This window comes from Mesobacillus sp., from assembly GCF_057785455.1.
This window is the reverse complement of the sequence record NZ_JBYNSB010000002.1, coordinates 45,461-64,814: the sequence shown is the minus strand read 5'-3', so window position 1 is coordinate 64,814 and position 19,354 is coordinate 45,461. Positions and strand designations below refer to the sequence as shown.

Annotated in this window: 22 protein-coding genes; 7 read left to right on the top strand and 15 right to left on the bottom strand. The window is 44.2% G+C overall.

Annotated elements, in window-relative coordinates; genetic code table 11:
* Positions 1 to 303 (bottom strand): DoxX family membrane protein (locus AC3EBE_RS01395; protein ID WP_488593255.1); only part of this gene is annotated, 303 nt, incomplete at its 3' end.
* A gap of 216 nt (positions 304 to 519) precedes the next feature.
* On the opposite strand from AC3EBE_RS01395, the gene AC3EBE_RS01390 reads away from it, so the two are divergent.
* The 5 genes from AC3EBE_RS01390 (at position 520) to AC3EBE_RS01370 (ending at position 3,688) form a co-directional block, all read left to right on the top strand.
* Positions 520 to 672, top strand: a complete 153-nt coding sequence (locus tag AC3EBE_RS01390; protein ID WP_488593254.1) for a hypothetical protein — start codon at positions 520 to 522, stop codon at positions 670 to 672.
* Positions 673 to 762: 90 nt separating this feature from the next.
* Positions 763 to 1,218: an SRPBCC family protein gene (locus AC3EBE_RS01385; protein WP_488593253.1), complete on the top strand. Its 456-nt coding sequence runs from the start codon at positions 763 to 765 to the stop codon at positions 1,216 to 1,218.
* 92 nt (positions 1,219 to 1,310) lie between these two features.
* Entirely contained in the window at positions 1,311 to 1,598 is a 288-nt protein-coding gene (locus tag AC3EBE_RS01380) for a hypothetical protein (protein ID WP_488593252.1), read from the top strand.
* A 206-nt stretch (positions 1,599 to 1,804) separates the two neighbouring features.
* Positions 1,805 to 2,272: an SRPBCC family protein gene (locus tag AC3EBE_RS01375; protein ID WP_488593251.1), complete on the top strand. Its 468-nt coding sequence runs from the start codon at positions 1,805 to 1,807 to the stop codon at positions 2,270 to 2,272.
* A gap of 147 nt (positions 2,273 to 2,419) precedes the next feature.
* Positions 2,420 to 3,688, top strand: a complete 1,269-nt coding sequence (locus tag AC3EBE_RS01370; protein ID WP_488593250.1) for an MFS transporter — start codon at positions 2,420 to 2,422, stop codon at positions 3,686 to 3,688.
* Between the two features lie 25 nt (positions 3,689 to 3,713).
* Here AC3EBE_RS01370 and AC3EBE_RS01365 read toward each other — a convergent pair whose 3' ends face one another.
* Both AC3EBE_RS01365 and AC3EBE_RS01360 read right to left on the bottom strand, forming a co-directional pair.
* Positions 3,714 to 4,907 carry an MFS transporter gene (locus AC3EBE_RS01365; protein ID WP_488593249.1) on the bottom strand — a complete coding sequence of 398 codons (1,194 nt, stop codon included), beginning with the start codon at positions 4,905 to 4,907 and terminating at the stop codon, positions 3,714 to 3,716.
* Between the two features lie 190 nt (positions 4,908 to 5,097).
* On the bottom strand, positions 5,098 to 5,883 hold the full coding sequence (locus tag AC3EBE_RS01360; RefSeq protein WP_488593248.1) for an SDR family oxidoreductase: 786 nt from the start codon (positions 5,881 to 5,883) through the stop codon (positions 5,098 to 5,100).
* A 180-nt stretch (positions 5,884 to 6,063) separates the two neighbouring features.
* Between AC3EBE_RS01360 and AC3EBE_RS01355 the strand changes: the two genes are divergently transcribed.
* Positions 6,064 to 6,795, top strand: a complete 732-nt coding sequence (locus AC3EBE_RS01355) for a YhcN/YlaJ family sporulation lipoprotein (RefSeq protein ID WP_488593247.1) — start codon at positions 6,064 to 6,066, stop codon at positions 6,793 to 6,795.
* Positions 6,796 to 6,929: 134 nt separating this feature from the next.
* Here the strand turns inward: AC3EBE_RS01355 and paiA are convergent, their stop codons facing one another.
* The 6 genes from paiA to AC3EBE_RS01325 all read right to left on the bottom strand — a co-directional run bounded on the left by paiA (position 6,930) and on the right by AC3EBE_RS01325 (position 12,227).
* Positions 6,930 to 7,445, bottom strand: coding sequence for a spermidine/spermine N(1)-acetyltransferase (paiA, locus tag AC3EBE_RS01350; RefSeq protein WP_488593246.1), 516 nt, complete (start codon positions 7,443 to 7,445; stop codon positions 6,930 to 6,932).
* Positions 7,446 to 7,619: 174 nt separating this feature from the next.
* A complete protein-coding gene (locus tag AC3EBE_RS01345) occupies positions 7,620 to 8,180 on the bottom strand; it encodes a sugar O-acetyltransferase (RefSeq protein ID WP_488593245.1) in 561 nt (186 codons plus the stop codon).
* Between the two features lie 254 nt (positions 8,181 to 8,434).
* Positions 8,435 to 9,445, bottom strand: coding sequence for a FecCD family ABC transporter permease (locus tag AC3EBE_RS01340; RefSeq protein ID WP_488593244.1), 1,011 nt, complete (start codon positions 9,443 to 9,445; stop codon positions 8,435 to 8,437).
* A complete protein-coding gene (locus AC3EBE_RS01335) occupies positions 9,442 to 10,449 on the bottom strand; it encodes a FecCD family ABC transporter permease (protein WP_488593243.1) in 1,008 nt (335 codons plus the stop codon). The genes AC3EBE_RS01340 and AC3EBE_RS01335 overlap by 4 nt, the downstream gene beginning before the upstream one ends.
* A gap of 61 nt (positions 10,450 to 10,510) precedes the next feature.
* Complete coding sequence (locus AC3EBE_RS01330; protein WP_488593242.1) at positions 10,511 to 11,431, bottom strand: iron-hydroxamate ABC transporter substrate-binding protein; 921 nt, start codon at positions 11,429 to 11,431, stop codon at positions 10,511 to 10,513.
* A complete protein-coding gene (locus AC3EBE_RS01325) occupies positions 11,382 to 12,227 on the bottom strand; it encodes an ABC transporter ATP-binding protein (RefSeq protein WP_488593241.1) in 846 nt (281 codons plus the stop codon). Before AC3EBE_RS01325 ends, AC3EBE_RS01330 begins: the two co-directional genes overlap by 50 nt.
* 170 nt (positions 12,228 to 12,397) lie before the next feature.
* Here AC3EBE_RS01325 and AC3EBE_RS01320 point away from each other — a divergent pair, with 170 nt between their 5' ends.
* Positions 12,398 to 13,444, top strand: a complete 1,047-nt coding sequence (locus AC3EBE_RS01320) for an NAD(P)/FAD-dependent oxidoreductase (RefSeq protein WP_488593240.1) — start codon at positions 12,398 to 12,400, stop codon at positions 13,442 to 13,444.
* A 345-nt stretch (positions 13,445 to 13,789) separates the two neighbouring features.
* Here the strand turns inward: AC3EBE_RS01320 and putP are convergent, their stop codons facing one another.
* From putP to AC3EBE_RS01290, 6 genes are all read right to left on the bottom strand, one after another.
* On the bottom strand, positions 13,790 to 15,259 hold the full coding sequence (gene putP / locus AC3EBE_RS01315; protein ID WP_488593239.1) for a sodium/proline symporter PutP: 1,470 nt from the start codon (positions 15,257 to 15,259) through the stop codon (positions 13,790 to 13,792).
* Between the two features lie 738 nt (positions 15,260 to 15,997).
* Positions 15,998 to 17,008 carry a DUF3231 family protein gene (locus AC3EBE_RS01310; protein ID WP_488593238.1) on the bottom strand — a complete coding sequence of 337 codons (1,011 nt, stop codon included), beginning with the start codon at positions 17,006 to 17,008 and terminating at the stop codon, positions 15,998 to 16,000.
* Positions 17,009 to 17,229: 221 nt separating this feature from the next.
* Positions 17,230 to 17,757: a YceI family protein gene (locus AC3EBE_RS01305; protein ID WP_488593237.1), complete on the bottom strand. Its 528-nt coding sequence runs from the start codon at positions 17,755 to 17,757 to the stop codon at positions 17,230 to 17,232.
* Between the two features lie 655 nt (positions 17,758 to 18,412).
* Positions 18,413 to 18,607: a hypothetical protein gene (locus tag AC3EBE_RS01300; protein ID WP_488593236.1), complete on the bottom strand. Its 195-nt coding sequence runs from the start codon at positions 18,605 to 18,607 to the stop codon at positions 18,413 to 18,415.
* Between the two features lie 40 nt (positions 18,608 to 18,647).
* Entirely contained in the window at positions 18,648 to 18,794 is a 147-nt protein-coding gene (locus AC3EBE_RS01295) for a hypothetical protein (protein ID WP_488593235.1), read from the bottom strand.
* A gap of 114 nt (positions 18,795 to 18,908) precedes the next feature.
* On the bottom strand, positions 18,909 to 19,346 hold the full coding sequence (locus AC3EBE_RS01290; RefSeq protein ID WP_488593234.1) for a hypothetical protein: 438 nt from the start codon (positions 19,344 to 19,346) through the stop codon (positions 18,909 to 18,911).
* Positions 19,347 to 19,354 lie beyond the last annotated feature (8 nt).

The window sequence follows — 19,354 nt, the reverse complement described above, 5'->3', positions numbered from 1 at the left end:
CAGGCAGCCAAGGATCAAGCCAAGACCAATCAGGAATTCACCAAGCGGCACGATGAAGTTAAAGATATCGATGTTTGGCAGCGCAAAGCTTTCAAGGAAGTTCACGTACCAGCCATACACCATGTGGCCATCTGGCCCTTTCACAGGATTAGCAACCGCATTTTTCAAAAACCCACTAGCGTCAAAGCCACCGCCTGTCAGCTTGCCCCATCCTGCAGTCATCCAAGAGTATCCAAGATATAAACGTAACACTGTCAAAATTCCAGCGGCGATTTTATTTTCTCTTAACCAATTTGCAACCATTTTCCTCACTCCATTAAGTTAATTAGTATTATTACACTTATAAGATATCAAACTTATCTCGAAGTGAGTGGTTTTTGTGAATGAATTCACAATTCTGTTGAAATGTTTTGAACGAATTATGTCATAACCTTTTTCTCTGGTAAAAACAATGCCCAGAATTGCTTTTAATTCAAGGATATTTAGGGAAATACACCAATAAACGAACGGAGGGTTAATATGGGGAAAACAAAGAAAAAACTGCTCCTGGCTTCAATGGTTTCAGCCGGTGCTGCTTTGCTTACAGCTGCTTACCGCAAGCTTCAGAAGGAAACGATTAAACATATCGAGGTTGCTGATAAAAAGAACAGCAAGATGGATCAGAATAGGTAAATCAAAGCTCGCTTGTCCGGCGGGCTTTCTTTTTTTCATCTCGTTCATGATACTATAATGATGAATATTTTATTTTTGAGGTGTAATATAATGCCAATCATCAAGCACCAGCAGTTCATACAAGCCCCCATCCAACTCTGCTTCGACCTCGCCAGAAATGTCCAGATCCATACAGAAACGACCTCACATACAAAAGAAAAAGCTATTGGCGGAGTGATCGATGGCCTGTTAGAAGAAGGCGATACCGTTACCTGGGAAGCTGTTCATTTTGGCATTAAACAAAGGCTGACAGCCAGGGTCACTCATATGGAAAAGCCAAATATGTTTATTGATGTCATGGTAAAAGGAGCGTTCAAGTCATTTACCCATACACATGAATTCATTGAAGAAAAAACAGGCACTTTGATGGTGGATACATTTGAATACATATCTCCACTCGGCCCCCTTGGAATAATGGCGGATAAATTGTTTTTGGAAAAATACATGCGCGATTTCATTCATTCACGGGCGAAAGAGCTAAAGAGGATTGCGGAAGATTCGGCTTAAACCTTTGAAGGAATTCACCTTTCCTCTCTCGAAAATATCTATTAATCAACCTAGATAACACATCTTTATTTTTAAAAAAGTGAGGATATATCATGGTTGAGTTAAAGGACCCGTTTGGTGAATTCACCAGTATGCATGATAGGTTTATCACAGACTGGAATGAAGCGATGAAATCAGGCGATACTTCGTCTGTGGAAAAAATGACGGAGGATTATTATGTCGCTTTTTTCAAAAATAGTAAGGAAAAGCCTATGATTTTTAGCAAGCAGGATTCTATCGATGGAATGAAGCAATCAGTCCTGCGTTTCCTCGGATGCGAGAAGAGATTCGAGCACCGGGTCATCCGTCTGCGGAACCCTGAAAATGCTGTGGTTTTTTAAGAACAGCTCGTTGTAAAAAATGAACAAGTTTTGGCAAGGATGTTTACCATCGAGAACTGGCAGCTTATGGGCGGCAGCTGGTTGATTGCCAGAGAAACGGAAGAGTCCATTCATTAATATTTGAAGCACGGGGACGTACCTCCTGCTCCCTTTTGATTTGGAAGCAGCAGATACGTCCCCGTGCTTCCAAACTAGGAGGATTTACAATGGAGCCAATTACAATGCCGGACCTATCTTCAAGACCGCACGATTTGCATGTAGAACGGGTAATGGAATCACCGCCTGATGTCCTTTATCGAGCATGGACAGAGAATTTTGACCAGTGGTTTGCAGCTCCTGGGACGCTGATCATGAAACCGGAGGTCAACACCGCTTTTTTCTTTGAAACGGTCTTTAAACCAGAAGGGCATGACGAAGTCCAGCGCCACCCTCACTATGGACGTTTTCTCAGATTGGAGCAGGACCGCCTGGTTGAGCTTACATGGCTGACAGGCGCCGGCGGAACGAAAGGCGCAGAAACCGTCCTCACCATTGAACTGGAGCCCCGTCAAACCGGTACACTCCTAAAGCTAAGCCATAAGGGCTTCCCGGATGAGGAGTCGAAGAACGGGCATGAAGGAGCCTGGAAGATGATTCTTGAACATCTCGACAACAAGATGATGGAGAATAACTAGCATATTACCGCTGCCATATTTTTGGCAGTTTTTTATTATTATGGCCTTTCCTGGCTTGCCCGCGAAAATAAATAGTTTAATATGAATACATGAAGTATAATTTGTTGTAAAATTTAGAATTAAATTAACAGAACGCAGGTGAACGGATTGAATCGAATACATTATAGCTGGATCATCCTGATCATTTCCTTCTTCTCGATTATCGCTGCAGGGATTGTCCGTTCCTCCTCAGGAGTTTTTATCGAGCCATTTGAAAATGAATTTGGCTGGAGCCGGTCCGTCATTTCACTTGCTTTTGCGGTAGGCCTGTTCTTATACGGGATCTCAGGTCCATTTATGGCGGCGTTAATTGAAGTGTGGGGATTGAAAAAGATGATGGTCATCTCGATGCTGACCCTGCTGGCCGGAACAATTTTAACGCTGGTAATGCAGCATTCCTGGCAGCTCGTCATTATCTGGGGAATCATCATCGGATTGGGTTCAGGGTTATTTTTAACGGTGCTGAGTCCATATATAGCGAATCGCTGGTTTGAAAAAAAACGCGGACTCGCGGTCGGAATTCTGACAGCAAGTACAGCAACAGGACAGTTGATTCTCCTCCCCATCCTTGCGATTATGATTGAAAACTACTCATGGCGCTCAGCAATATATCTCATCATGTCCCTAACCTTCATTATGCTGATCATTATTTTTCTATTTATGAAAAATACACCAAAGGATGCCGGTGTTCTTCCGTATGGGCTTGAGGTTGAAAAGGAAGAGTCAGTTGCCGAGCAAAAGAAAAATCCTATTGTTATCGCGTTTAATGGCCTGTTCGAAGCGGTAAAAGCAAAGGAATTTTGGTTATTGGCGGGAAGTTTCTTTATCTGCGGACTTTCAACAAGCGGATTGATTGGCACTCATTTTGTCTCGTACTGTATGGCCTATGGAATCCCTCTTGTCACAGCCGCTTCACTGCTTTCATTCATGGGAATCTTTGATCTGGTAGGAACCACTGTGTCCGGCTGGCTGTCGGATCGGTTTGATAATCGCTGGCTTTTATTCTGGTACTACGTCCTGAGAGGGGCATCTCTCCTGCTGCTTCCTTTTGCACTTTCAGAAGGGTCTCTCACTTTATTATTTATCTTTGCGATTTTTTACGGCCTCGATTGGATTGCAACCGTACCGCCGACCATCAGCATCTCAAGACAGGTCTTTGGGATTGAAAAAAGCGGGATCATTTACGGATGGATTTTCGCAGCGCATCAGGCCGGTGCAGCATTTGGCGGCGGGCTGATCTTTAAAATCTTTAACTCCTACACCTGGGCCTTCTTCCTGGCAGGACTCTTTTGCTTACTGGCAAGCCTGTTTGTTATCGTCATTAAGAAGCATACAGCCATCGAAGAACAAAGGGACGGTTCTCATGTTTCAGCCTGAAACGTGAGGACCGTCCCTGTTTTCGTTATTGTGGAACGCGAGAACCGTCCCCGTGTTTCTCTTTTCTTCCATGCAAAAAGAAATAAGCGATGATGCCGACGATGATGAGTGGCACCATTGCGAGGTAAAGTCCCCTGAATCCGTATGTTGGTACCATATAGCCGAGCAGGAATGGGCCGACGCCGATTCCGAAGTCGAGCATGATGAAATACGTAGAAGATGCCAGCCCCATCCGGTGCGGCGGGGTCACTTTGATGGCGATCGTCTGGATGACGGATTGGAAGTTGCCGTATCCTAATCCTATCAGTGCGGCTGCAGTCAGGAAAATCGCACTTGAATGCGCCTGGCTCAGCAGATACATCCCGACCGCAAAAATCACCAGCGACGGATAGACGACACTGTTCGCGCCCTTCACATCCATCAGCTTCCCTGTAAACGGGCGGGAGAACAATACAGCCAGTGCATACGCAAAGAAATACATACTGCCTGCTTCGACTAAGTCAGCTTCTTTTGCAAATGAAGCGATAAAAGCCAGAGTGCCTGAATAGGCAAGCGATACTACGAACATCACAATCGATACAGGGAGGGCATTCATTTCAAAATAGTTGGCTAGCTTGAAACCCTTCGTATCAGGATCAACAGCCTGATACTCCACAGCTGGTTCTTTTACCGCCAGAGCTAAAGGCAAGCCTATAAGGCCAACAACCAGGGAGAAAATGAACATACTCTGGTAGCCGAACTCATTGATCAGGGCAATCCCAATCAGCGGTCCAATTGCCGTCGATAAAACGACACTTAAACTGAAGTAGCTGATCCCTTCCCCTTTTCTGCTTCCGGGAACGATCTGCGCCACAATCGTCGCAGTCGCCGTAGTGGCGAAACCGACACCAAAACCATGCAAGAAACGGACAAGCAGCAAAAAGTAAATATTAAACGGGATAAAATAAAGTAAAGTTATTAGTACAAAAAAGACAATCCCGCCGATCAGCATCCTCTTGCTGCCAATCCTGGCGATTTCCTTGCCGCCATATAATCTCGCAAAAAGAACCCCGATGATGAAGATGCTAGACGTCAGCCCCGCCATACTGGTAGATGCGCCATATGTATCAGCAGCATACGACGCCATCGTCACAATCAACAGGTACATTGAAAGCATCATCACGAAGTTCACAAGAGAAATCGAAATAAAATCCTTCGTCCATAATTTATCCTTAGGCATACATTCACCGCTTTCCCTACAAATATTTCGTGAAACGAATAAAATTATACTCCTATATACAAAATATGTCCAGAGAACATGGAACATGGGGACGGTTCTCGTGTTCCACTTTGGAACACAGGAACCGTCCCCATGTTCCACAAAAAAGGTGCACAGAAAAAATATTCTGTACACCTTTCAGCAAACTCTATTAGATTTCCATTTCCCAGCGTTCTTTTTCTGTCTTCTTCAGCTGCTTTTCGGTTTCTTCCGGGTAGACCGTGCGGAATTTATGATGGTCGGCCGGGATGATTTCAACCATTTTTGCAATCATATCCTCAGGATCGAATTGGTTTTCCAATCCTTCTTCCTGCTTTTTCATATCTTCCTTCTTCGTAAAATGCTTGAATTCATCGAACCATTTCCATTTTTCCTCGGCGGCGCGGTCGTTGAAGCCTGTGTTGAAGGCACCTGGGTTGATGGTGGCCACCTGGACGTTAAAGCCTTCAAGCTCTGACTTCATCGTTTGGGCAATCCCTTCAATCGCATGCTTGGTCGCTGTATATGGCCCAACATATGGCGTCGCCGAAATTCCCGCCATCGAGCTCATGAAGACTATCTTGCCGCTCCCTCTTTCCACAAGCTGGCGTGCAGCAATCTGGACCGTTTCGAGTGTCGCAAACACATTTACTTCAAAAAGCGCCCGGATCCTGTCCATCGGCACCTCCGCTAGCGGCCCGCCTTCATTGATCGCCGCATTGGCGACAAATACATCAAAGTCATACTTTCCAATCTGCTCCCGGTCGCGCTTATTCGTAATATCGAGCTTGAAAACCTCCATCTCCAATCCAAGCTCATCGGCCTCGCGCAGGAGATCGGTCTTCTGCGAAGTCAGCTCCGTTGTCGCGATCACGCGGTGGCCGTTTTTAGCAAGACCAATCGCCGCTCCCCTGCCAAGCCCGCTTCCCGCTCCAGTAATAAAAATCGTCTTAGGCATTACTCCTCCTCCTAACAATTCAATCTACCTATCCACTCTTCCCACTCCAGGCCCAGGTGAAACGCAGGGACGGTTCTCGTGTTCCGGACAGGAACGCGAGAACCGTCCCCATGTTCCACATGCATATCCCTTGAACAACAAGCCATCATAAAAACGAACATACTATAAGGAGTGATCAGCATGAAGAAATCGTTGATGATGATTGGCTGTACTGTTTTTACCATTGGCCTTGCCGGCTGCGGGACAGATAATGACAATGCGGCGAACAATGGCAATGGCCAAACCCAGGTACAGACTTTGGATGTAAGACAGGGAGCGGCAAATCAAGGCGGCAATCTGCGGGTTGCAGACCACATCGAGCGGCAGGTTGAACAGATGAGGGATGTGGAGGATGCGCATGTCATCATTTCTGACAACAAAGCGTATGTAGCAGTCAGATTGACTGATAACGCCGGAAATCGAAATAATCGGAACATTGATGGCAACGGTATGGATGATAACGGAAATGCCAATGTCAATGACGCATTGGATGGCAACGCCGGGACGTTTGCTGAAAATGGCCGTGTCGACCAGGACCGCAACCGTGCTGGAGACAACGGCATCATCGATGGCAAGGGAGACGCTGGTATTCAGAACCGTCAAAATGCAGGTACAGCAGACAGCAATATTTTCGGGACAGATAATGACCGCGGAAACGGCAGCTATTACAGCCAAGCAACGAACGCGTTTGAATACGAGATTGAGGACAAGGTCCGCAACGCTGATAAAGGTGTAGACAAAGTCTATGTATCCGTCGATAACAATGTCTATAACGAAATGGGTACGTTCGCTGACGACATCCGCAACAACAGAAACCGTAATGGCTTGTTTGATGACTTCACCAATGCCGTTAACAATTTATTCAGGAGATAGTTCTTTTAAAAAAAACGCTGGTATATCCGGCTGATGCAAGCATTAAAAAGCAGAGAAATCCGCATGGATTTTCTCTGCTTCTGCAATTATGAATGAAAAACTGAACCGCCCTTCCCAGCCGTCTTCAACTTTTATCAAAGTATCTTGGTCATGATCAGATCGGTTTGTTCCTCATCACCCATGTAAAAAGAATGGGCTCCCGTCTGAACGAACCCTAATTTGTGATAAAACGCAATTGCATTCTCATTCTTCTCCCATACGCCCAGCCAAACTTTCTTCTTACCATGTTCCTTCGCAATCTCCACCGCTTTATTCAGCAGAACTCTGCCGAGGCCATGTTTCTGAAATTGATTTTTCACATAAATCCTCTCAATTTCAAGCGATTCCCTGCCCATTTCCTCTGATTGTGCATCATTCACATTGATCTTTAAATATCCAGCAGCTTCTTTCTGGTAAAAAACAAAATAGAATTGCGAATCAGGATTCGATAATTCTTTTTCCACTTGTTCTTCATTAAATGCTCTTTCCAGATAAGCTCGCATATTTTCTGGGGAATTCTGGTCCTTAAATGTCTCATTAAAGGTTTCATAGCTAAGCTCTTGAAGTTTGTTCAAATCCTCCAGGCTGCATTTTTTAATCGTGATCGTCATCTGCCCCGCCGCTCCTTGTCCATTTCTTTTCTTTATTTTACACCTTGCAAAAAATTAAAGACATTTTCCGCTTAAAAAATCACTGCTGATTTGCATATACAATATGAAGAAAGCTGCTTTTAACCTCTCAAAAAAAAGCGCTAACCCGGATAGGATCAACGCATACAGCAAGCATTATAATTCGATTTGCTTAATGATTTTAGCAGGATTGCCGCCAACGACGACATTGTCAGGCACATCTTTGGTCACCACTGCCCCCGAGGCAATCACGACATTGTTCCCTACTGTAACACCCGGGTTGATGATTGCACTCCCGCCAATCCATACATTGTTTCCAAAGGTGATCGGTTTTGCATATTCCCTGCCTGAATTGCGTTCGTCCGGATGAAGCGGGTGCGTAGCTGTATAGATGTGCACGCCAGGCGCAAGCATGCAATTGTCCCCGAACCGCACTTCGCTTACATCCAAAATCGTGCAGTCAAAATTCGCATAAAAATTTTCTCCGACATGGGTGTTATATCCATAATCAAATCGGATATTGGGCTCCATAAAAACATTGTCACCCGTTGACCCTAACAGTTCCTTCAACAGCTGAGTGCGTTTTTCACCTTCCGTTTCCAACGTTTGATTATAAATCCTGACCTTGCGCCTCGCCTCCTCGCGATCCCTTACTAGTACCGGATCAGCGGGATTGTACATTTCCCCTGCTACCATTTTCTCTTTTTCGCTTCTCATGCCCATGACCTGCCTTTTAATGATTTGTTTACGCTTACACTCACTATACTTGTATATACAAGCTAATTCAAGTGCTGATGGCAACACTTTCATATTCGCACTGTATTCATGTTTAACTTAAAGAAGGAAGTGATATAGTGTTGGCGCTTGTCCACCTGCAAAACCCCATTTTAAGAGGTTTAGAGAATGCTTTTTATTTCCTGCTGCATCAAGACCAAAAAAAAGCTGTCGAGCTTCTAAACCCGACAACTTTTCTACTTATTTCGCAAAAGCAAATGCACAAAATATGGAGCACCAATCAACGCGGTCATGATGCCAGCAGGTATTCCTTCTGGTTCCAGGAGGTTACGGCCGATGGTGTCAGCGAACAGCAGGAGCCAGCCGCCGATCAGCACTGCTATTGGCAAAAACAATTGGTTCCTCGGACCAATCAGCGCTTTTGCGAGATGCGGTGCCATTAGTCCAATGAACGCGATTCCCCCTGTGACTGAAACAGCTGCAGCAGCCAGGGCAACAGCTGTCAGAAGCAGGACAACCCTTTCTTTTTCAATCGAAACTCCTACACCGATGGCAACCGGATCGCTTAGGCTTAGAAGGTTCAACCGATTTGCTTTATAGAGGGTAAATGGGATCAGGATGATCAGCCATGGCAAGAGTGACAGAATGAACGGCCAGTCTGTACCCCAGATATTGCCGGCAAGCCAGCGTGCGATGAAGTCGACTTTTTGTCTTTCCGCTGCAGAAATGATGACAATCATTGCTCCGGATAGGGCCATCGAAAATCCAATCCCGACAAGAATCAGCCTGACCGGCTGGAGTCCGATTCCTTTTTTATAGGAGAATAAATAGATCAGTACTGCAGTTAACAATGCACCAGCGAAAGCAACAAATGGCAGCATAAAGGCAAAGGAAGCGGCATCGATTGGGAAGAATAGAAAGAACACAGCAATTCCCAGTCCTGCTCCTGAGTTGATTCCTATGATTCCTGGATCAGCTAAATCATTCCGGGTCAGTCCCTGTAAAATCGCCCCTGAAATTGCCAGTGCCATTCCCGCAAGAAGCGTCACGATAATCCTCGGCAGCCTGATTTCAAACAATACAAACTCTTCTTTAAATGTGCCATTCCCGAATATCGTCGGTAAAATGCGGCCATACGAGACGGAAGAATAGCCGAGACCAAGACTCGCAATTATGGTTAATGCAATTAAAACAAACAAAGTCACAACGATGATTCTTTGTTTTTTAACAATGGACGGATGAATCATGTGAAGCTCTTCCCCCCTTTACGGACAATGAAAAGGAAGAACGGCAGTCCAAGAATAGAAATAATCGCGTAGATCGGTGTCTCATATGGAGCATTGATTGTTCTCCCTAACGTGTCTGCGATCAGCATGAACGAGGCACCGATTATGCCTGACATCGGCAAGACGAATCGAAAGTCTGTACCTACGATCATCCTGACGATATGCGGGACCATCAGTCCAATGAAGGCCATGTTCCCTACAAGCGCGACAGAGGACCCCGCAAGCAATACAATGACGATGAATAATATCAATTTAATGGAATTTGTATTCTGGCCAAGCCCAACAGCTACTTCTTCACTCAAACTTAGAATCGTCAATTGCCTCGATAAATAAAAAGAAATGACGATCCCTATCGAGATGAACGGAACAATAATTTTCAGCTGAGTCCAGGAAGTGCCCATCAGGCCGCCGGCTGTCCACATCGAAACATCTTTTGAAATTTTATAATAGAGACCGATTCCTTCAGCTGCAGCAAACAAAAATGCCGAGACCGCGGCACCTGCCAGTACAATCCGCAAAGGAGAAAATCCGCCTCTCTTTAGCGCGCCAATCCCAAAAACAAGCACAACACCTACAGCTGCTCCAATAAAACAAGCAATCGTAATGGCCAGATACCCAGCCCCCGGGCTAAGCGCCATAACGAGTGCCAGTGCTGCATTTGCCCCTGCTGTCAGTCCCAACAAACCCGGATCTGCCAGTGGGTTTCTTGTCAATCCCTGCATGATCGCGCCAGCTACTGATAAAGCAGCGCCGACAAAAATGGCCGCCACTTCCCTTGGCAGGCGAATCTCCCGGATCATGGTGATTGTATCTGTTTTAACCGTAGAAGTAAGTGCCAGCCAGATTTCCTTGATGCTTGTATCAGCTGCACCAAAAACCATGGCCGTCATGAAACTTGCGGCCATGACGAGAATTCCAGCAATGAACTTTATGAACATGGGGACAGAGCTTTTTTGGTTGATCATATACATCTCATCTTTCATATAGCAAGAAGAGGAATTCCCAAAGAATTCCTCATGCTAGTCATTATTGTCCTAAAAATGATTTTTTAAAGAATTCCAGTTGATATTCAAGTGTTAAAGGATCATTGAAATAGAACTCCTTCGCATTGACTTCGAATACACGGTTATTCTTTACGGCAGCAATATTTTTATAGGTCTCTGTTTGCTGGAAGGACGTATCTCCCTCTGCATTCTTGCTGAAGACCACATAATCACCAGCATATTCAGACAATACTTCAGGGGAAATCGCATAATAACCAGGCTCAAGTGCTGCTTTCTTTACTTTTTCAGGCATATTCAATCCCATTTCCTGATAAAGGATTTCTGTTCCCCTTGCCCAATTATCGCCAAATACATAAAGTTCCTTGTCGAAATTTTCAATAACTGAAACGGTTGCATCCGCACCAATTTTGGCTTTGATTTCTTCCCCGGCAGCTTTGGATTCTGTTTTGAAATTATCAATCCACGCTTGAGCTTCTTTTTCTTTATTTAAAACTTTGCCAATTTCCAGATGCTGCTCCAGGTAACCAAGCTTACCGTAAGTGAATGTTACCGTTGGCGCAATTTCTTTCAGCTTATCGACATTTTTAATATTGGATAAACCAATGATCAGGTCCGGATTTAATTCGATGACCTTTTCCAGGTTTTCATCTGTCACTTCCTCGACACCCTGTAATTTTTCAAAGCGCGGATTCATTTTTGACCAGGAGTCAACTCCCACGATCGGTACGTCAAGAGCCAGGACATTTCCGGCAAAAGATGAAAGAACGATGACTCTTTTCGGATTTGCCGGCACTTCTACAGGACCATTTTCAGATTCATAAGTAATGGTTTGAGGCTTATCGTCATCTTTTTTCTCGCTTGATCCATCTTTCTTTTCTTCTCCGCCGCAGGCACTAAGAACAAGCACCAGCATAAGCAGGAATGGCATAATTAATTTCTTCATTTTCCGCTTCTCCTTTTAGTAAGTTGTATGTAATGCAAATCGGTTTATTTGTACGTGGATCTTTCCCGATTTCAGCGTCAATGCTGAACACTTTTCTGAGCACTTCCTTATTGATGACTTCTTCACTTGTCCCTGTTTTCACAATACTTCCTGCTTTCAGGGCAACCAGGTGATCCGCGAATCTTGCGGCATGGTTTAAGTCATGAAGAACCATCACAACCGTCCTGCCCTGCTCTTTGTTCAGCTTTTGCAGCAGCTCAAGGATTTCAAGCTGATGTGCCATGTCTAAATAGGTGGTCGGTTCATCAAGGAAGATCATTTCTGTTTCCTGGGCAAGGGCAAGTGCGATCCAGACACGCTGCCGCTGGCCACCGGATAAAGAATCGACAGGCTCGTATTTATAACTTGCTGTTCCGGTCACTTCAAGAGCCCAATCAATCACTTCAATATCTTTTTTCGTCAGTCTCCCGAATCCCTTTTGGTATGGAAATCGCCCATATGACACCAATTCTCCTACTGTCAGTCCGGCGGCACTTTCCGGTGTCTGTGGAAGGATTGCCATTTTTCTTGCCAGGCTTTTCGTGTCTTCCTTAGAGATACTCGAACCATCCAGATAAATTGAACCAGACTGATGGGGAATGATTCGTGACATCGATTTAAGCAAAGTCGATTTTCCACAGCCATTTGGGCCGATGATAATCGTGATTTGCTGATCAGGGATTTCTAAAGTCAGATCATTCACGATTGTCCGTTCCCCATATCCAACGTTTAATTGGTCTGTGTATAAGCGGACCATTTATCATTCCTCCATAGTTGTTTAATCTTTTCATTGATAATGATTATCACTATCGGTTACAATAAATACTATAAAGCTATTACTTTTTTCAGTCAATGACAGATTTGTGAATCCTTCATTTTTCACCAGTTTTTTAACTATATATTGAAAAATCTTGAGGAGTGTTTCCATTGGAACATATTGAAACCTACGACATTACGATCATCGGCGGCGGGCCAGCTGGACTTTATTCTGCCTTTTATGCAGGCCTGCGGGAAATGAAGACCAAGATAATTGAAGCCCAGTCTGACCTGGGCGGCAAGATTCAAGTCTATCCTGAAAAAGTGATCTGGGATGTCGGCGGAATTGGCCCGATTACAGGTGCCAAGTTAATTCAGCAGTTAAAGGAACAGGCTATGACTTTCAGCCCTGAAGTAGTCCTGAATGAAAAGATTGAATCCATAAGCAAGGAAAATGGATTATTTTTACTGAAGGCAGCTTCCGGAAAAGTCCATTATTCAAGAACAGTCATCGTTTCCATCGGAAGCGGAATCCTAAAGCCGCAGAAGCTCAAGATTGAAGGTGCGGAAAAATTTGAGCTGTCAAATCTTCACTATATGGTCAATTCCCTCAAATATTTCAAAGATCGGACCATCGTGATTTCAGGCGGGGGCAACTCTGCAATCGATTGGGCGAACGCCCTCGAACCAGTCGCAAAGAAAATCTGCCTGGTTCACAGGAGAGATTGCTTTTCCGGTCATGAAGCACAGGTCACCCAGCTGATTAACAGTTCTGTGGAATGTTTGTTCCAATCTTGCATCACCAATTTAATCGCAGACAAAGGCAGGAATGCCATTGAATTTGTTGAAATAACCAATCAGGATACTGGTGAAATCACGCGGCTGCCTTGTGACGATGTTTTGGTTAATCACGGATTTGATCAGGATGCCTCGCTGCTCCAGAATAGCGTGCTGGAACCGAATATGATCGATGGTTTTTATATTGATGGAACACCAACAAGCGCAACGTCTGTACCAGGCTTATTTGCAGCTGGAGATATTCTTAAACACGAAGGAAAATTGAATTTAATAGCTGGGACATTCCAGGATGCAGCCAATGCAGTCAACCAGGCAAAGCAGTTCATCGAACCGGAAGCCTCCCATTCAGCAATGGTATCATCCCACAATAAAGTCTTTTCAGAGAGGAACAAGAAATTGATTCTTCAGTTAATGAATTGATTTCTTGAAACAACGGAGCACCAGTTCAAGTCGCCCAAAGCCCCCTGGACATGAAAAAGCTTACCACTCAAATCTATGCCTTATAAGCGCAGACTCAGATTAAGTTTTATCAGAAGTATTTTTAATCAAGAGTGCGTCCGAATATTGCGTAGTTTTTGTACACAGGCATCTGTCTGCCGTATTTTATTTGCCCAAAACAAAAGCTAAGAGCAGTAGAATTTCAGATGCGAAATCCACTGCTCTTAGCTTTTATTTTAATATTTGTTTTCCTCTGCAGGAATTTAAAAGAAGACAGTTAACCTGAGTAATATAAAGCCTCACCGAAATCAGGTCCCCATGTACAAACTATCCAGCAATAATCTCTTCCATTTCATTAAATTCCTCACGAACAGCTTTGCTTGGCCTGTTTGTCATCAGACTCACGACAATGACTGCCACAAGGCTAAGGAAGAATCCTGGAATCATTTCATACATGATGTCTGTCAGCCCAGGGATGCTGATCCAGGCGATGACGGTCAGGGCGCCCACGATGATGCCTGCAAGCGCACCCCAGCGATTCATGCGTTTCCAATAAAGGCTTAGTAGCATGACTGGTCCGAATGCGGAACCGAAGCCGGCCCAGGCATTCCCGACAAGTGAAAGAATCGTATCATTTGGCGTAAGCGACAGCACGATACCGATTACTGCAACAATCAGAACAGCCATGCGTCCAACAAAAACCAATTCCTTATCCGATGCTTTACGGCGGAAGAAGGCTTTGTAAAAGTCCTCCGTCAGCGCACTGGATGTCACCAGCAGCTGGGAAGAAATCGTACTCATGATCGCCGCCAGGATCGCCGCAAGCAGGAATCCAGTGATATATGGGTGGAACAGGATGTTCGAGAACATGATAAACACCGTTTCCGGGTTTTTAAGCGCGACGTCGTTCACAGATACATAAGCAAGCCCTACAAGGCCGACTGCCAAAGCGCCAATAATCGAAATGATCATCCAGCCCATCGCAATCCTGCGGGCAGGCTTCAGCTCTTCAACCGATTTGATCGCCATAAAGCGGACGATGATGTGCGGCTGTCCGAAATAGCCAAGGCCCCATGCCAGGAATGACATGATTCCGAGTACGGAAGTCCCTTTGAAAATATCCATCAATGTAGGATTGATTTCCGTCACCGTGTCCATAACCGGCGCAGTGCCGCCAAGATCTGTGAACGCGACGATTGGAACGAGGACAAGTGCCAGGAACATGATGCAGCCCTGTACAAAGTCCGTCAAGCTGACCGCAAGGAATCCGCCAAACAGCGTGTATACGATGACGACACCAGCTGTCAGGAATAATCCCCAGCGATAATCAAGCCCGAATGCTGATTCAAATAAAGTGCCACCCGACACTAGACCAGCCGATGTGTACAGCGTGAAAAAGACAATGATGACGATGGCTGATACGGATCGAAGGATTTTGGTTGAATCCGAAAAGCGGTTTTCAAGAAAATCGGGGATTGTGATTGAATCATTCGCCAGCTCTGTATACGTACGCAGCCGCGGCGCAAGAATGAGGTAGTTCAAATAGGCACCGATGGCCAATCCAATTGCCAGCCAGGCACTCGATAGACCTGTCGTGTACATCGCACCCGGCAGTCCCATCAGCATCCATCCGCTCATATCGGATGCTCCTGCAGACAGCGCCGTTACCGATGGCCCAAGACCGCGGCCACCCAGCATATAATCGTTCAGATTTGAGGTTTTACGATATGCATACAATCCAATCAGGATCATTGCGATAAAATAAATACCTAAAGAAATAAAAATTTCAAAACTCACCTAATCGCTCCTTTTCGTTTTCCCTAAACGAAATAATTAACATAGTGGTATCATTGGGCTCTGTAAAATTAGACTGTTGATTTTCGTTCCAGGCGCTTCGCTTTCCTCGGGGCGTGAGGTGAGCCTCCTCGTCGCTTCGCTCCTGCGGGGTCTCACCTGTCCCGCTACATCCCGAAGGAGTCTACGCGCCTTCCACTACAATCAACAGGTGCATACATCAATATTTACCATTTTATAACATTAGTAATAAATACATTGATCAAGCCAAACCACGCGAAAAATAGATATGTTAATTATGCCGTCCAAGTTTTTTGCTCCCTCAAGGGGGCTACGGTTACTTAACCTAACAAAGATTGAACATCCTTTCAAGGAAGTGGCCGGAAATACTGTCCTGGCAAAACCGCTATACCCGCCAAGCTTATAGGAATGAAAGCGTTTGCTGAAATTATTAAAGTAAATATATTCATAATAATCAGACGCTATAAATACTTAAAAAGCAAGCACCCGCAGGCGCCTGCCTTTTTTACAATGTGAAAAGTCCCTTTTGCTTATATTAAGTTCGGCATTCTTACTAATGACTCTACTCGTCTGTTGAGCAGAATCAAGTAAAATCTTGCTTTGATCAAGAAGGTGATAATCGCCTTAACTAAGCTGTAAAGAGTATTCAAAGGAAATCCCCCCACATTGATATTAGTGTTAATCCTAACACTATCATTAGTTTGTTCTCAGATTCCCTATTCAATTCCCACCTTTGATAATTGCCGCTCGGTCCTCCATTTGCGGCGGTTCCTCCAACCAGCCATTCTTGATTTTTATTTCAATGCCTTCCTGTGCATAGAAGTAAATATTCTTGGAAACCATCAGGGCCTTCATGGACAAATCATTTCTCAAGGTAAAAAATGCCCCAGCCCCGGCTCCGACCAGACCAAACCCGTTAAGGATATAAATTGTGTGCATCATAAGCTTATCGGAAAAAGGCGGAATCGTTGACGTAGTAATCGTTCCCCCCATAGTTGCCGATGGCTGCAGATCACTTTCCTGGAGGATTTCCTGCATGATCTTTATCTGTTTTTTGGCCAGTTCTTTCCCTTTGAGAAAATATTGCTTCGCCTCTTTATTTTGTGCACATTGCGCAAACCCGGTAATCAGCTGCATGCCAATGATATTAGATTCGAGATTATGATTGATGATCCCGATTTCCAGATCATTCAGCACCCGTTTGTCGCCAAATAGGTTAATGCCCTTCATATACTTTTTGCTTTCGATGATCTCTATGTTTTTCGGCATCGTCACTTTTGGCGGCTGGGAGAGAATCCCTTTTTCAAGAAGATAGAATGTGGCGAGCTTATAAATCTTCTGGGTAACCGTTGTTAATCCCTCATAAATCGTCATCACCCGATTATCATAGGCCATATTCATATTCAATGTATAAAGTCCCATGCTCACCTGCTTCAATACGCGGACGAACATGATATCAAATCCGTTATCATAAAGCTTTGGGGCCTCTAAATTAACATCTTCAGGCGTGAATCCGATTGGTTTCACGATTCCCTGCTGCTTGAAAAGCACTTCCATTTCTTTTACATAAAAATCAAGCTCCTGCCATAGGCCGCCCAAAATATTCCGGGCCTGCTGGTCATCGGCTTTCTCGATAAAATACTCCAAAATCCTTATAATCAAGGTTTTTTCCTGATATGTCTGCCACAGCGTCCCAACCTCAGATGCACTGATGGGCTTTGTTTGGACCACGCAAATGACCTCCTAACTTCACGAACAAATAGTATACTTATCTGTAAAATCCCCAATTATATGGAAAAAATTCACCATCTTAAAAAAGCGGATCGTTTTCCTGGCCTTGTAAGGAGGTTATTCGCTCAAAGTCCCTTTTCAGACGCTGCAGCCTGCAGGCTTTCTGTTAATATAAGAAAAGCACGCCCCCGGACGGAAGCGTGCTCTCCTAATGTAAGAAATTAAGCTGCTGGATTTACTTCTAATTCAACTTTGATCTTGATATCTTTTCCTACTAGTACGCCGCCTGTTTCTAGTGCTGCATTCCAAGTAAGGCCAAATTCTTCACGGTTGATTTTTGCTTCACCTTCAAAACCGTAAACTTCAACGCCCCATGGGTTCTTGCCCTGTCCGCCGAATTCAACGTCAAATGTTACTGGCTTTGTTACACCTTTAATAGTCAAATCGCCAGTTACTTTATAATCGTCTCCATCTCTTGTGATGCTTGTGGATGTAAAATCGATTGTTGGATTGTTTTCAACATCAAAAAAGTCAGCTGATTTTAAGTGATTGTCGCGGTCTTCATTGTTTGTATTGATGCTTGCTACGTCGATTTTGAATTGAATTGAAGCTGTTGTTAAATCAGCTAGATCTGCAGCTTCTACATCTGCTGTATAAGAACCGAATTGTCCCTTTACTTTTGATACCATCATGTGTTTCACTTCAAATCCTACTGCTGAGTGCGCCTGGTCAACTGTCCATTTAGCCATTCTAAAATCCCTCCGGTTTTTGTTTTTTATCTCGAATTCGAGATATTATTTTAAAATAATAAGCTCAAGGAATTACCTCGAACTTGAATATCTTTAATTCGAGATAAATTTATCATGTTTTTGGCGATAGTGTCAATACTTTTTTTCAAGACAATTCAACACTTTTTTTAACTTACGAATTGTCTTAAGGACATCAGCCAAGACAATTCATCACACTTTTTCATTAACGAATTGTCTTGAGAGCACCTGCCATGACAATTCAACTCTATTCTTCGCCCTCGAATTGTCTTGAGAGCACCTGCCATGACAATTCAACTCTATTCTTCGCCCTCGAATTGTCTTGAGAGCACCTGCCATGACAATTCAACTCTATTTTTCCCTCACGAATTGTCTTGAGAGCACCTGCCATGACAATTCAACTCTATTTTCCGCTCACGAATTGTCTTGAGAGCACCTGCCATGACAATTCAACTCTATTTTCCGCTCACGAATTGTCTTGAGAGCACCCGTGAAATATTTTTATATTCCATACCATTAAAAGCAGTGTATATTATCATCAACAGTCGGCTTCAACACTGCTTTATTAACGAACCGTCATCACTGCAGACGCTGGCTGGACTGCTTATTAATAGATTAACACGCAAAAAGAGGACTGCTACATTGAGTCCTCTTTCCCTTTTTTCCACTGATACTTCTTTGCAAGCACATCCTGTATCGCGACCACAGCGATTCCCCAAACGACCCAGCTTCCCCAATAAATCAGCCTGGAGTCAACCTCCCATAAAATCGGGCCAAGCAGGAACCAGGACACCGCCACACAAAGATAAAATACTACTCTTGAACGCTGCATGAGAAACCCCCTTTATTTTTCCATACGGAGGAGTACTGGATCAGTGAAATCCCTTAAATATAAATGCGATTAAATACATCACTGCTCCGACTATGACCATGCCGCTCAAAAAATAACCGATACTGGAGAGAATCATCTTGATAAAATCATAGATTGCACCTGCCAAATCATCTATAAACCTGATCATGTTACCCCTCCATTCTTTTTCTTATTATACCATAAAATGTAAAAATTTTCTTGAAAGTACCTCTATCAAAAATAGACTAATCCTGCTTGGATCAGCCTCGTAACAAAGATAACGCTATTTATTATTTTTATTCTGAAGCTCAAACGACTCTTCATTCCCATCCCATTTTACAGTTACCTTGATTATTTCATCCTCGCTCACCTTTGCCCCGCCTTCTGACCCACCGCCAGTAGTAAAAACAGCCTTTCCTGGTGGTTCAGCGAATGTCTCGGTGATGACCCCGCTGCTCGAGACCGTTTCATATGAATACTCTAGTTTTTCAGTTGCTGATAAATCCTTTAAAGGCCCTTTATATTTTAGCGTCAGTTCATAATGATCCTCGTTAGAATAGGTCTCGCTCCCACCCTTTTTCCTCCACTTTTCTGTCCCTTTATAAGCATACTCCGCCTCCCAATGATCACTTTCACCGACGAATTTATAATCATTGTGGGTCACCTCACTACAGGCTGTCAGGAAGATGACTGTGAGCAGCAGCGGCAGAATTTTTTGCATGCAACTAC